The 13,263-nt window shown below is 61.6% G+C and carries 15 protein-coding genes; 10 read left to right on the plus strand and 5 right to left on the minus strand.

Annotation, left to right across the window (positions count from 1 at the left end):
• Positions 1-41: 41 nt before the first annotated feature.
• Positions 42-2,060, plus strand: a complete 2,019-nt coding sequence (locus tag F3H98_RS09395; protein ID WP_149759879.1) for a thioredoxin domain-containing protein — start codon at positions 42-44, stop codon at positions 2,058-2,060.
• A 6-nt stretch (positions 2,061-2,066) separates the two neighbouring features.
• Here the strand turns inward: F3H98_RS09395 and rho are convergent, their stop codons facing one another.
• From rho to hemE, 3 genes are all read right to left on the minus strand, one after another.
• On the minus strand, positions 2,067-3,332 hold the full coding sequence (gene rho, locus F3H98_RS09400) for a transcription termination factor Rho (protein WP_149759880.1): 1,266 nt from the start codon (positions 3,330-3,332) through the stop codon (positions 2,067-2,069).
• 156 nt (positions 3,333-3,488) lie between these two features.
• Positions 3,489-4,025 carry a protoporphyrinogen oxidase HemJ gene (gene hemJ / locus F3H98_RS09405; RefSeq protein ID WP_149759881.1) on the minus strand — a complete coding sequence of 179 codons (537 nt, stop codon included), beginning with the start codon at positions 4,023-4,025 and terminating at the stop codon, positions 3,489-3,491.
• The gene (gene hemE, locus F3H98_RS09410; RefSeq protein ID WP_149759882.1) at positions 4,022-5,053 is read right to left on the minus strand and encodes a uroporphyrinogen decarboxylase; all 1,032 of its coding nucleotides are present in this window, start codon (positions 5,051-5,053) and stop codon (positions 4,022-4,024) included. The genes hemJ and hemE overlap by 4 nt, the downstream gene beginning before the upstream one ends.
• A gap of 400 nt (positions 5,054-5,453) precedes the next feature.
• Here hemE and F3H98_RS09415 point away from each other — a divergent pair, with 400 nt between their 5' ends.
• The 5 genes from F3H98_RS09415 (at position 5,454) to dnaQ (ending at position 9,103) form a co-directional block, all read left to right on the plus strand.
• Complete coding sequence (locus F3H98_RS09415; RefSeq protein ID WP_149759883.1) at positions 5,454-6,275, plus strand: pyruvate, water dikinase regulatory protein; 822 nt, start codon at positions 5,454-5,456, stop codon at positions 6,273-6,275.
• Between the two features lie 26 nt (positions 6,276-6,301).
• On the plus strand, positions 6,302-6,901 hold the full coding sequence (locus F3H98_RS09420; RefSeq protein WP_149759884.1) for a Maf-like protein: 600 nt from the start codon (positions 6,302-6,304) through the stop codon (positions 6,899-6,901).
• The gene (locus F3H98_RS09425; RefSeq protein WP_149759885.1) at positions 6,894-7,736 is read left to right on the plus strand and encodes a shikimate dehydrogenase; all 843 of its coding nucleotides are present in this window, start codon (positions 6,894-6,896) and stop codon (positions 7,734-7,736) included. Before F3H98_RS09420 ends, F3H98_RS09425 begins: the two co-directional genes overlap by 8 nt.
• A complete protein-coding gene (gene coaE, locus F3H98_RS09430) occupies positions 7,733-8,323 on the plus strand; it encodes a dephospho-CoA kinase (RefSeq protein ID WP_149759886.1) in 591 nt (196 codons plus the stop codon). The genes F3H98_RS09425 and coaE overlap by 4 nt, the downstream gene beginning before the upstream one ends.
• A gap of 66 nt (positions 8,324-8,389) precedes the next feature.
• Positions 8,390-9,103, plus strand: coding sequence for a DNA polymerase III subunit epsilon (gene dnaQ / locus F3H98_RS09435; protein WP_149759887.1), 714 nt, complete (start codon positions 8,390-8,392; stop codon positions 9,101-9,103).
• Between the two features lie 68 nt (positions 9,104-9,171).
• Here the strand turns inward: dnaQ and secB are convergent, their stop codons facing one another.
• Both secB and F3H98_RS09445 read right to left on the minus strand, forming a co-directional pair.
• Positions 9,172-9,669, minus strand: coding sequence for a protein-export chaperone SecB (gene secB / locus F3H98_RS09440; protein ID WP_149759888.1), 498 nt, complete (start codon positions 9,667-9,669; stop codon positions 9,172-9,174).
• A 114-nt stretch (positions 9,670-9,783) separates the two neighbouring features.
• Positions 9,784-10,281, minus strand: coding sequence for an FxsA family protein (locus F3H98_RS09445; protein ID WP_149759889.1), 498 nt, complete (start codon positions 10,279-10,281; stop codon positions 9,784-9,786).
• Positions 10,282-10,480: 199 nt separating this feature from the next.
• Between F3H98_RS09445 and F3H98_RS09450 the strand changes: the two genes are divergently transcribed.
• The 4 genes from F3H98_RS09450 to F3H98_RS09465 are packed head-to-tail and all read left to right on the plus strand — an operon-like array spanning position 10,481 to position 13,259.
• On the plus strand, positions 10,481-11,185 hold the full coding sequence (locus tag F3H98_RS09450) for a Tim44/TimA family putative adaptor protein (RefSeq protein WP_149759890.1): 705 nt from the start codon (positions 10,481-10,483) through the stop codon (positions 11,183-11,185).
• 45 nt (positions 11,186-11,230) lie between these two features.
• The gene (gene mltA, locus F3H98_RS09455) at positions 11,231-12,343 is read left to right on the plus strand and encodes a murein transglycosylase A (protein WP_149759891.1); all 1,113 of its coding nucleotides are present in this window, start codon (positions 11,231-11,233) and stop codon (positions 12,341-12,343) included.
• Positions 12,340-12,894 carry a Smr/MutS family protein gene (locus F3H98_RS09460; protein WP_149759892.1) on the plus strand — a complete coding sequence of 185 codons (555 nt, stop codon included), beginning with the start codon at positions 12,340-12,342 and terminating at the stop codon, positions 12,892-12,894. Before mltA ends, F3H98_RS09460 begins: the two co-directional genes overlap by 4 nt.
• A complete protein-coding gene (locus tag F3H98_RS09465) occupies positions 12,891-13,259 on the plus strand; it encodes a helix-turn-helix domain-containing protein (protein WP_149759893.1) in 369 nt (122 codons plus the stop codon). The genes F3H98_RS09460 and F3H98_RS09465 overlap by 4 nt, the downstream gene beginning before the upstream one ends.
• Positions 13,260-13,263: the final 4 nt, after the last annotated feature.

The following is a 13,263-nucleotide window of genomic DNA, read 5'->3' on the forward strand; positions in this document are numbered from 1 at the left end:
CCTAGTTTCAATTCCGATTTCATCATTTCCGGACCATTGCCGTGCCGTTGCCCCCTTCGAACCTGCTCGCCGACGAGACGAGCCCCTATCTGCAGCAGCATCGCAACAATCCGGTCCACTGGCGCCCCTGGTCGCCGGCTTCGCTGGCCGAAGCCCGCGAGCTCGACAAGCCCATCCTGCTCTCGGTCGGGTACGCGGCCTGCCACTGGTGCCACGTCATGGCGCATGAGAGCTTCGAGGACGCCGAAATCGCCGCCCTCATGAACCGCCTCTATATCAATATCAAGGTCGATCGCGAGGAGCGGCCCGATATAGACCAGATCTACATGGCTGCGCTGAACGCGACGGGCGAACAAGGCGGCTGGCCGCTGACCATGTTTTTGACGCCGGATGCAAAACCCTTCTGGGGCGGCACATATTTCCCCAAAGAACCGAGATATGGACGCCCGGGCTTCGCTCAGGTTCTGGAAGCAATCAACCGCGCCTGGAACGAAAAGAAAGAAAGCATCAACCAAAGCGCTGAGGCCCTGACCCGCCATGTCGGGGCGAGGCTCGCCGCATCGCGCCAACCTTCCCCCATCGAGCCGGCCAGCCTTGCCGCCCTCGCCGACAGCATTTTCGGCATGATCGACCGCGAAGAAGGCGGTTTGCGCGGCGCGCCCAAATTTCCCAATGCGCCGTTCATGGAAGTCCTTTGGTTGAACTGGCTGGCAACCGGCAACTCCGCCCACCGGGACGCAGTGCTTTCCAGCCTCCGCCATATGCTCAACGGTGGCATCTACGACCATATCGGCGGTGGGTTGAGCCGCTATTCGACGGACGCGTCCTGGTTGATTCCGCATTTCGAGAAGATGCTCTACGACAACGCCCAGCTGATCCGCATCTGCAACTGGGCATATGCCGAAACCGGCGAAAAACTGTTTCAGGTCCGAATCGAGGAAACGATCGCCTGGCTTCTGCGCGAGATGTGCATTGCCGGTGGCTTTGCCTCCAGTCTGGATGCCGACAGCGAAGGCGAGGAAGGTCTTTTCTACACCTGGGACAGGAATGAGATCGCCGAGGTTCTGGGTCCCGACAGCGAGGCCTTCCTTGCGGAGTATTCTTTGTCGGCGCCCGATCACTGGGAGGGCAAGCCCGTCCTGCATCGAAATCCTGCGGACGTCGCCGCCAACGATGCTCAGCTGCGTATCATGCGGGAAAATCTTCTGGACGCCCGCGGCAAGCGTGTCCGGCCGGGCAGGGACGACAAGATCCTCGCTGACTGGAACGGGCTGGCCATTTCGGCGATTGCGGAAGCCGGTAGGCTGTTCAGCTGCGCCGACTGGATAGAAGCCGCCGAAGCGGCGTTCCGTTTTGTTGTTGGCTCGAGCGACGGGGATGGGCGGCTTCCACACTCCATCCTTGGATCGAGGCGTTCATTCCCTGGCCTGTCAAGCGACTACGCAGCAATGGCCAATGCCGCGGTATCCCTGTTCGAGGCAACGAGAAAACCGGACTATGCCAAATCGGCCGTCGCGTTTGTCGACATGCTGGACAGATGGTATCGCGACGACAACGGCAGCGGCTATTTCCTGACCGCTTCCGATTGCCGGGATATCCCGGTGCGAATCCGTGGCGATGTCGATGAGGCAACGCCGTCGGCCACCAGCCAGATCATCGCCGCCATGGCGCGGACAGCGAGCCTCTCCGGCAATTCGGACCTGCAGCAGCGGGTGTGGACAATCGCCGAGGCAGCTTTCGGCCGCACGCTCGAGCAGCATCATGGCCAGGCCGGCATATTCAACGCCTGCGCGCTGGTGCTGGCCCCCATCAAACTGGTGATCATCGAAGAACCCGACAATCCGGCCTTCGCAGCGGTCGCGAAACGAAACCCCGATCCCCGCCGCGTGGATGTCGTGGTGCCGGTCGGAATCGGTGCGGCTGAAATCAATCTCCCCGGCGGCGCGCCTCCCGACACGACAAAGGCCGGTGCATGGTTGTGCACCGGCCTTGCCTGTCTGCCTGTGATCACCGATCCGGACGAACTGGAGCGCGCCTTGCGACGGCGGCCATCGACCTGACGCGCGTCAGGTGTTCATCGAATCGAAGAAATCGGTGTTGGTCTTCGTCTGCTTCAGCTTGTCGATAAGGAACTCGATGGCGTCGGTGGTTCCCATCGGCGCCAGGATACGGCGAAGCACGAAAATCTTCTGAAGATCCTGCCGTGCGATCAGCAGGTCTTCCTTGCGGGTGCCAGACTTCAGAATGTCCATCGACGGGAAGATGCGCTTGTCGGCGACCTTGCGGTCGAGCACGATTTCCGAGTTGCCCGTGCCCTTGAACTCTTCGAAGATGACTTCGTCCATGCGGCTGCCGGTATCGATAAGCGCGGTCGCGATGATGGTCAGCGAACCGCCTTCTTCGATGTTGCGCGCCGCGCCGAAGAAGCGCTTCGGCCGTTGCAGAGCGTTGGCGTCGACACCGCCGGTCAGCACCTTGCCGGATGACGGAACAACGGTGTTGTAGGCGCGGCCGAGACGCGTGATCGAATCAAGCAGGATGACCACGTCACGGCCATGTTCGACGAGGCGCTTTGCCTTTTCGATGACCATTTCCGCGACCTGAACGTGGCGCGTCGCCGGCTCGTCGAAGGTCGAGGAAACCACTTCGCCCTTCACCGAACGCTGCATGTCCGTGACTTCTTCCGGCCGTTCGTCGATCAACAGGACGATCAGGTAGCATTCGGGATGGTTCGAGGTGATGGAGTGGGCGATGTTCTGCAGCAGAACCGTTTTACCGGTGCGCGGCGGCGCGACGATCAGGCCACGCTGGCCCTTGCCCAGCGGCGCGACCAGGTCGATCACCCGCGCCGAAAGATCCTTCGTCGTCGGATTGTCGACTTCCATCTTCAGCCGGCTGTTGGGGTAGAGCGGCGTCAGGTTGTCGAAGTGAATCTTGTGACGGATTTTCTCAGGGTCTTCGAAGTTGATCGTGTTGACCTTGAGCAGCGCGAAATAGCGCTCGCCCTCTTTCGGGCTGCGGATCGGGCCCTCGACGGTATCGCCGGTTTTCAGCGAAAAGCGCCGGATCTGCGACGGCGAGATGTAGATGTCGTCGGGGCCTGGCAGATAGTTGGCATTGGCGGATCTCAGGAAGCCGAAGCCGTCCTGCAAAACTTCGACCACGCCCTCGCCGATGATCTCGACTTCCTGCGACGCCAGTTTTTTCAGGATGGCGAACATCAGCTCCTGCTTGCGCATGACGCTGGCGTTTTCGACATCCAGCGACTCGGCATAGGCGATGAGTTCCGGCGGCTTCTTGCTCTTGAGCTCTTGTAGTTTCATTTCCTGCATTGTGCGGACTCTGGATAGATATGGGAAAAAGATCGGCGGTACGCGATGTACGCCGGACGCGGCCGAGGAAGGAAATAATGAGGGGCGCGTGGGCGGGAGGGAGCTGTCTTTTATCGCCGCCACTGCCAAAGAGCAAGGCGGCATTTGTAGGAGAGCTCAGAACGGCTTGACTATAACAAGCACGACAATCGCGATCATCAACAATGTAGGAACTTCATTCATGATGCGCCAGTGGCGGGCGGGCTTTTCATTGCGGTCCTCGGCAAACAGCCGAACCGCCCGCGAGTAATAGCCATGCACGGCCGACATGCCGACCACCAGGCCGATCTTGGCATGCAGCCATCCGCCTGAGAATGCGAATCCCTTCCAGGCGAGCCACAGGCCGAACACCCAGGTGATGATCATCGCGGGGTTGATGATGACGCGCAGCAGGCGGCGCTCCATCACCTTGAACGTTTCCGACTGGACGGAGCCTTTTTCCGCATCGGCGTGATAGACGAACAGGCGCGGCAGATAGAGCATGCCCGCCATCCAGGAGATCACCGCAATGACGTGGATGGCTTTCGCCCAGGGATAAAACCCGTCCGGGTCCCAATAGAACAGCGCTGCAGCACCTGCCACGAAAATGACGATCGCGGTTGCCGCCCGCTGCATTGCCTTGGCGCCGCTCGCCCGGTTGGCGTCAGCCGTCATCGCCTCGACCCCCTCACCTGCCGCAGCATCGCCTCGACATGTTCAATCGGCGCTTCCGGCGTGATGCCATGGCCAAGATTGAAGATCAGCGGGCCGGCGCCCAGCGCGTCGAGGATGCGCTCTACACCCTCCTCGAGCGCCTTGCCGCCGGCGACCAGGCGCAGCGGGTCGAGATTGCCCTGCACCGCTCCCTGCGTCTGCAGACGAGAAGCCTGGGTCAGTGGCACCGCCCAGTCGAGCCCGAGACCGGTAACGCCGGTCTTTTCCCGATACGTGTCGTAACGGCTTCCCGCACCCTTGGGAAATCCGATGATCGGCACATCGGGATAGACGGCCCTCACCTGTCGCACGATCCTCTCCACCGGCCGGACGCAGCACGCCTCGAACGAGGCTTCATCGAGAACGCCCGACCAGGAATCGAAGATCTGCACGACATCGGCGCCGGCTTCGACCTGCCTGATCAGATAGGCGGCGGAAAAATCCGCGAGCAGATCAAGCAGCTTTTCCAGGCTTTCGGGATGACGGAACGAGAACAGCCGCGCCGGCGCCTGGTCAGGCGTGCCGTGGCCGGCGATCATATAGGTCGCGACGGTCCAGGGTGCCCCGCAAAAGCCGATCAGCGTCGTTTCGGCCGGCAATTCCTTCCGCAGCCGCCGCACCGTCTCATAGACTGGTTCGAGATTCACGTGAAACCTTTTGCCGTCGAGAGCTTCGATATCGCCGACGGAAACCGGCGTCATCAGAGGCCCTCTTCCCTCCTCGAAGCGGAGATCGCGGCCGAGCGCATGCGGCACCACGAGGATATCCGAAAACAGGATCGAGGCATCGAAACCGAAACGGCGGATCGGCTGCAACGTTACCTCGACGGCCAGATCTGGATTGTAGCAGAGGTCGAGGAAGCTGCCGGCGTTCCTGCGCACCTCCCGGTACTCCGGGAGATAGCGGCCCGCCTGACGCATCATCCAGACAGGCGGAGGAAAGACACTCTCGCCCTTGAGGACATCGACCACCAGCCGCTTCACTGTCATATCGCCTCGGTTCCCCGTCGGGTGAACTAAATAAAATATCTATAGAGAAAGAGATTTCTGATTCTAAGAGTCTGTTGGAATCGGGAGTTACGAGTTTCGCACAGCGGCCGCCAAAACCCGATCATGCCAAATGACGCACGGTGTTTTCCGCTGATATGTTAATTCCGTGGAAAAGGCGATTTTCGCTTTTTGAATCAGGTGATTGGAAAGCTCATTCGCGCAAGCGGGAACGTGTCGCCCTGTGACTGAAAATCGATCCTCTCATTGTTCTCCACAGTGCCGTTTCAAACTTCATGCCGGGCCGAATTGTGGACAAAACCCGTTCTGATACAGTCGCGGCCGCGGCCGGGCCAAAACGCTGCCCGTTTTCCACACTTCGCCACAGCCAGGACAAAACGGTGTGAACAAACCCCAGAGCTTCTTCCATCTGCATCTGATTTCGGACGCGACCGGCGAGACCCTGCTGGCGGCCGGGCGCGCCGCGTCGGCGCAATACAAGGATGCGCGGGCCATCGAACATATCTATCCTCTGATCCGCACCGAGAAGCAGCTGATGAAGGTGTTCGACGATATCGATCAGGAGCCTGGCATCATTCTTTATACAGTGGTCGACCAGAAGCTCGCCCATACGATCGACGAGCGCAGCGCGGCGATGGGACTGCCCTGCGTTTCGGTGCTCGAGCCGGTGCTGACGGTTTTCCAGTCTTACCTTGGTACGCCGGCCGGCCGCCGCGTCGGCGCCCAGCATGTGCTCGACGCGGAATATTTCCGCCGCATCGATGCGCTGAACTTCACCATGGAGCATGATGACGGCCAGTTGCCGACCGACATCAACGACGCCGACATCATCCTGATCGGCATTTCAAGGACATCGAAGACCCCGACCAGCATCTATCTCGCCAACCGCGGCATCAAGACCGCCAACATTCCCATCGTGCTCGGCGTGCCGATGCCGGAAAGCCTGGCTGCGGCGACCAAGCCGTTGATCGTCGGGCTTGTGGCCTCGGCGGAGCGCATTTCGCATGTCCGCCAGAACCGTCTTCTCGGCTCCACCGCCGGATACGACTCGCAGAGCTACATCGACCGCGCCAACATCGCCGAGGAACTGGCTTATGCCCGACAGATCTGCACGCGTCACGGCTGGCCGATGATCGATGTCAGCCGCCGCTCTATCGAGGAAACCGCCGCGGCAATCGTTGCGCTGCGCGGCAAGGCGCGTTAATCCGCCGGCATCCTGGGATCCACAGAATGACACAACGCATTATCCTCGCTTCCGGCAGCCCATTTCGCAAAAAACTTCTCGAAAACGCCGGCATCGCTTTCGCCGCGATTCCGGCCTCGATCGACGAGCGCGCGGTCGAAGCGCCGCTCGAAGGAAGTGGCGCGACCCCGGAAGATGTGGCGCTGGTGCTGGCCGAAGCCAAGGCGCTGGATGTCAGCGAGAAGAATCCTGGCGCGCTGGTCATCGGCTCCGACCAGACGCTTTCGCTGGGCGATGACGTTTTCCACAAGCCGGCCGACATGGAAGCGGCGCGCCGCCATCTCTTGAAACTGTCGGGCAAGACGCATCATCTGAACAGCGCGGTGGTGCTGGTGCGCGACGGTGAAACCTTGTGGCGCCATGTCGACGTCGCGCGCCTGACGATGCGCCAGCTCGATCCCGGCTTCATCGGCCGTCACCTGTCACGCGTCGGCGACAAGGCGCTGTCGAGCGTCGGCGCCTACCAGATCGAGGGCGAAGGCATCCAGTTGTTCGACAAGATAGACGGCGATTATTTCACCATCGTCGGACTGCCGATGCTTCCCCTGCTGGCAGCGCTTCGCGAACGCGGAGCCATCGATGGCTGAAGGCGGGAGGAAGGCTTTTGTCTGCGGGCACCCGATCGCGCACTCGCGCTCGCCACTGATCCACAATCATTGGCTGCGGACGTTCGGGATCGATGGCTCCTATACGGGGCTCGACATCGCGCCAGCCGATTTTGCGCGGTTCGCGTCCGATTTTCCAAGCCAGGGTTTTGTCGGCGGCAACGTCACCATCCCCCACAAGGAGACGGCATTTGCTTCGGTTTCCCGCCGCGATGAAGCAGCCGAGCTCATCGGCGCGGTCAATACGCTCTGGCTGGAAGATGGCGTCACCCATGGCGGCAATACGGACGCCTATGGTTTTGCCGCCAATCTCGACGAACAATTGCTGGGCTGGGAGAAAAGCCGGCGGGCGGTGGTTCTGGGGGCAGGCGGCGCGGCGCGCGCGGTGATCTTCGCCTTGCAGCAGCGCGGCTTCAGGAACATCCGCATCGTCAACCGGACGGTCGAGCGCGCCATGGAGCTGTCGCACCGGTTCCGAGGCGTCGCTACCGGACACCCCTGGAAAGCCCTCCCCGATCTGCTTGGCGAAGCCGATTTTCTAGTCAACACGACATCGCTCGGCATGCATGGCGAAAGCGGCGAGGTTCCCGATCTCGGCCGGTTGCCGGATCAGGCCGTCGTCACCGACATCGTCTATGTTCCGCTGCAGACGCCCCTGCTCGCCGCCGCCGCCGGGCGCGGCCTGAAAACAATCGATGGCCTTGGCATGCTGCTGCACCAGGCGGTGCCGGGGTTCGAACGCTGGTTCGGGGTACGGCCCCAAGTCAGCCCCGAATTGCGGACGCTTATCCTCTCCGATATCGGGGTGACGTCGTGATCATCCTTGGCCTGACCGGCTCCATCGGCATGGGAAAGTCAACGACCGCGAAAATGTTCGCCGAGGCCGGCATTCCGGTTCATGATTCCGACGAAGCGGTGCATCGACTTTATGCCGGACCTGCGGCGGAGCTGGTGGAAGCCGAGTTTCCCGGCACGGCCGCAAACGGTGCGGTCGACCGCGAAAAACTGTCCCGCGCCGTCGTGGGAAGCGATGCCGCGATGAAAGCCCTGGAGCGAATCGTGCATCCGCTGGTGCGGGCCGACGCCAATGCTTTTGTGGAGGACAACCGCCGCAAGGGCGCGCCGCTGATCGTGCTGGACATTCCCCTGCTCTTCGAAACAGGCGGCAGAGATCGTGTCGACAAGGTGGCTGTGGTGACCGCGCCGGCGGATATCCAGCGCGAACGCGTTCTCGCCCGGCCGGGCATGACCCTCGAAAAATTCGATGCAATCCTGGCAAAGCAGATGCCCGACGCGGAAAAGCGCCGCCGCGCGGATTTCATCGTCGATACTGGCGGCGGCATGGAAGCGGCGCGGCAGGATGTTCGCCGCATCATCGACGCCCTGTCGCCGAAAGCCGGGTAAAACACCTCCACAGCATTGCCGCGGCTTTGCCTAGGCGTGCAGAATCGCTCCGGACGGAGTGATTCGATGCGAGAAATCATTTTTGATACGGAAACGACTGGGCTCGACGCTCGCGACGACCGCATCATCGAAATCGGCGGCGTCGAATTGGTCAACAGGTTTCCGACCGGCCGCACCTTTCATGAATACATCAATCCCGAGGGCCGCAAGGTTCACGCCGAGGCGCTGGCCGTCCACGGCATCAGCGATGCCCAGCTGGTCGGCAAGCCGACCTTCGGCCAAGTCTCCGCGGAATTTCTGGAATTCATCGACGGCGCGAGGCTGGTCGCGCACAATGCAAGCTTCGATATCGCCTTCGTGAACGCGGAATTTGCCCGTCTCGGAATTCCGTCGGTCGAGCCGGGCCTTGTCGTCGATACGCTGATGCTGGCGCGCCGCAAGCATCCGATGGGCCCGAATTCGCTCGATGCGCTTTGCCGCCGCTACGGTATCGACAACAGCCGCCGAACCAAGCACGGGGCCCTGCTGGACTCCGAGCTTCTCGCCGAAGTTTATATCGAACTGGTCGGCGGCAAGCAGGCCGCGCTCGGCCTGGAGATCGTTGTCGAGCAGACCCCCAGCAGGGTTCAGGTCGAAGGGATTGCCGTCGTCATCGAAGCGCGCCCACGCCCGCTGGCGCAACGGCTATCCGACGAAGAGCTGGCCGCGCATGCCGCCATGATCGCCGGCATAGGCGAAAAGGCCATCTGGAACCGCTTCGGCTCCGACAACGCTTCGTAATTCTCACGTTGAAAACGAAAAACCCGGCCGAAGCCGGGCTTTGAGCCATTACCGCATGCGCGGTTAAATCAGCTGACCTGGACCTTGGACTTGGCCTGGTCTTCGGCGATTTTCTGCTGGAACATCTGCGCGAAATCGATCGGATCGAGCATCAGCGGCGGGAAGCCGCCGTTGCGGGTCGCATCGGCGATGATCTGGCGGGCAAACGGGAAAAGCAGCCGCGGACATTCGATGAACAATACCGGAAGCATGTGCTCCTGCGGAAAACCTTCGATGCGGAAGACGCCGCCATAGACGAGTTCCACGTTGAAGAGCACGTCCTTGTCGAAGGCAGCCTTGGCGTTCAGCGTCAGGTTGACGTCGAACTCCTTGTCCGAAAGCGGGTTGGCGTTGACATTGACGTTGATGCTGATGGCAGGCGCCTGTTCGCGGCCGCGGAGCGAATTGGGCGCGCCGGGGCTTTCGAACGACAGGTCCTTCACGTACTGCGCAAGGACATTCAGTGTTGGCTGCGCACCATTGCCGGATTTCGCGGCACCTGCGGGCGCGGATTCTTTTGTGGCCATAAGCCGGGATCCTCTCATTCAGCCGTCGAACGGCGCATAAAACGCGCGTTGGCTAGCATGGTGGGCAGGCTGTGACAAGTTTCGCAAGCCGGGATTTCGGTCTGCCGGGGCGTTCTAGGGCTCGTCCCTGTCCAGGCGGCGCCACGGAGAGGTCTTGTCGCCTTCCTTGGAGTATTCGTCCGCGTCGAGATCGATCGTCTTGCGGCCCGAACGATCGCCGCCTTGCTGGTTCCAGCGCCCGCCCCCGAAACCGCCGCCCACCACGGTGATACGGTCGCGGACGAGATACCAGCCGAAGTCGCGGACCGGCGGGATGAAGAGCAGGATGCCCAGAATATCGGTGACGAAACCGGGAATCACCAAGAGAATGCCGGCCAGCAGTATCATCATGCCATGGGCAAGTTCGCGACCGGGGTCGCGGCCCGCCTCGAGCTGCTGCCTGATCCTGGTCAGGATGCCAAATCCCTGGATGCGGACCAGAATTCCGCCCGCCACGGCGCTCAGGATGACCAGCCCGATGGTCGGCAACACGCCGATCTGGCTGCCGACGAGGACAAAAACGGCGATTTCGATGAGCGGAAGCGCCAAAAGAATGAGCGAAAGGGGAAACAACGTCCGGTTTTCTTCGTAATCAGGAGGTATTTTCAGGCATCTACCATGTGCGACGGCACATTAAATAGGTACGCATGCCTTTGATTTGAATGATCGCGCTATGCGTTCTATATGCATTGGTTGAGAATTGTGCGATGCGGACGCTGATTGGCGTCGCGGCCTGCGCAGCGACGTACAAAAGGATCGATTGGCGGAAGACATGGAATTCTTCGATTTCGGCACCATTTTTTTCCTCGTTGCGGCGGTGGTGATCTTTTTCCAGCTGCGCAACGTGCTGGGGCGTCGAACAGGGAATGAACGCCCGCCTTTCGATCCCTATACGATCGGCCGCAAGCGGGACAAGGAAACCGCCAATACCACGGAGAATGTCGTCTCGCTGCCGCGCAAGCGCGCTGCCGGGGAAGCCGACGAGACCTACAAGGCCATCGACGCTTTCGCGCCGCCCGGCGGCGAATTGAACAAGGGCCTGCGCGCCATCAAGGACGGCGACCCGTCCTTCGAGCCGAAGTCTTTTGTCGACGGAGCCAAGATGGCCTACGAGATGATCGTCATGGCCTATGCCGACGGCGACCGCAAAACGCTGAAAAATCTTCTCTCCCGTGAAGTTTACGACGGTTTTGTCGCCGCGATCGCCGAGCGAGAAGGCCGTTCTGAGAAGATCCAGTCCTCCTTCGTCGGCATCGACAAGGCGGATATCGTTTCGGCCGAGATGAAGGGTAGCGAGGCGCATGTCACGCTGCGCATCGTTAGCGAGCTGATTTCGGCCACCCGCAACAACGCCGGCGAAGTGGTCGACGGCGATCCGGAAACCGTCGCCGAGGTAAAGGACGTCTGGACTTTCGCTCGCGACACGCGTTCGCGCGACCCGAACTGGAAGCTGGTCGCGACCGAGGCCGAAGACTGACCCCAAGCTGTGATCGCGGAGGCGTTTTCAGAAGGGCTCGGTCAGGTGGCGCTTTCCCAATACCTCCGCGAGGTCCGCTGGTCCGAGCTTCCCGGCTGGCCGGACGACGCGCCGGCTGAAGCCTTCGAAGCCTTCCGCCGCTCCGCTTTCCATGTTCTCGGCAAGCCTTACCGGAGTGGCGCTCTGGGCGTCGATTTCAGCGCATTTTCAGAGGCCTACGAGGGCGCGCGGGCCGCCGGGTCGGGGACGGCGGCGCAGCCCGACGCTCGGCGGTTCTTCGAGCGTCATTTCGTCCCATGCAAGGTCGTGCCGGACAACGGCGGCAAAAAAGGTTTCGTGACAGGCTTTTACGAACCGGAGGCCGAAGCATCGCCGGTCCAGACCGGACGGTTTCAGTATCCGCTCTTGCGCCGGCCTTCCGACCTCGTGGACATTGACGACACCAACAGGCCGGCGGGCATGGACCCGTATCTGGCGTTCGGCAGGCAGACTGCCGGGGGAATCGTTGAATATTTCGACCGCGCGTCGATCGAACAGGGCGCACTGGCGGGCAGAAATCTCGAGATCGCGTGGCTGGCCGACCCGGTGGATGCCTTTTTCATTCATGTCCAGGGCGCTGCTCGGCTGGCCATGAGCGACGGCACATCGAAACGCGTCACCTATGCCGCGAAGTCCGGCCACCGTTTTTCCGGACCCGGCCGTAAACTCGCCGATCTCGGCGAAATCCCGGAAAACGCCGTCACGATGCAGTCGATCCGTACCTGGTTTCGCGACAACCCGGCCCGGATTTCCGAAATCCTCTGGCAGAATCGCTCCTTTATCTTCTTTCGCGAAACGCCGGTCGAGGATACCGGGCTCGGTCCCGTGGCCGCCGCAAAGGTGCCGCTGACACCCGGCCGCTCGATCGCCGTCGACCGACTGCTCCACACATTCGGCACGCCGTTCTTCATCGACGCACCTACATTGACCGCATTCGATGAAAAACCCTTTCGCCGTCTGATGATCGCACAGGATACCGGATCCGCGATAACCGGCACCGCCCGCGGTGACCTTTTCACAGGTTCCGGCTTTGCCGCTGGAGAAGTTGCAGGGGTCATCAAGCACGCCGCCGACTTTTATGAGCTGGTGCCCAAAAAGCTGGTAGCAGGCAGCCGATGAGCCCGCGGGAGAAAAACCTCAGCGACGAGGACCGCATCCTTTGGACCCGGGTGGCCAAGACCGCGAAGCCGCTGAAGGGGAGGAAGGTGGCGCTGCTTTCCGAACCGGAGCCGGTCGACATGGCTGCCGCCCTGGATAAGACTTTTGCGCCGGAGGCGGGGTCCGCGGCGTTTGCGGCGGCCAAGCCGTTGGCCAGGGAAAAATCCCGCATTCACCCTTTCGATGCGCCGACCCGCAACAAGCTCTCGAAGGGTCGGTTGCCGATCGAAGGCAGGGTCGACTTGCACGGCATGACGCAGAGCGAAGCGCATGCGCTGCTGCTTTCCTTCCTGCACCGCGCCTATGCCGAAGGCATGCGTTACGTGCTGGTGATCACCGGCAAGGGTTCGTCCTTCGGTAGCGACGGCGTCCTGCGCCGCGCCGTGCCGCAATGGCTGGCGACGCCGTCGTTTCGCGGCCTGGTCTCGAGCCATGACAGCGCTGCCCGCCATCATGGCGGCGTCGGCGCCATCTACATCAGGCTGCGGCGCCATGGCGGAGAACGCGGGTGACGCCGTTCGGCCTCAAGCTGCGCGAACTGCGGCGCGCCAAGGGCGTCTCGCAAAAGCAGATGGCGGCGTCGCTCGGTGTCAGCGCCGCCTATCTTTCGGCGCTCGAACATGGCCGGCGCGGCATGCCCAACTGGGTGATGGTGCAGAAGATGATCGGCTATTTCAACATCATCTGGGACGAAGCCGAGGAACTGGAACGCCTGGCCGGTGCGTCGCACCCGCGAGTGGTCGTCGACACGTCGGGCCTCTCGCCGCGCGCGACCGAATTGGCCAATCTCTTGTCGGAGGGGATTTCGCAGCTGCGCGAACCCGACATCGACGGCCTGCTCCAGCAACTGCGCGCCGCGATCGAACGTTCGAAATGACGAA

This window comes from Neomesorhizobium albiziae (genome assembly GCF_900114255.1).
In the GTDB taxonomy this organism is placed as follows: Bacteria; Pseudomonadota; Alphaproteobacteria; order Rhizobiales; family Rhizobiaceae; genus Neomesorhizobium; species Neomesorhizobium albiziae.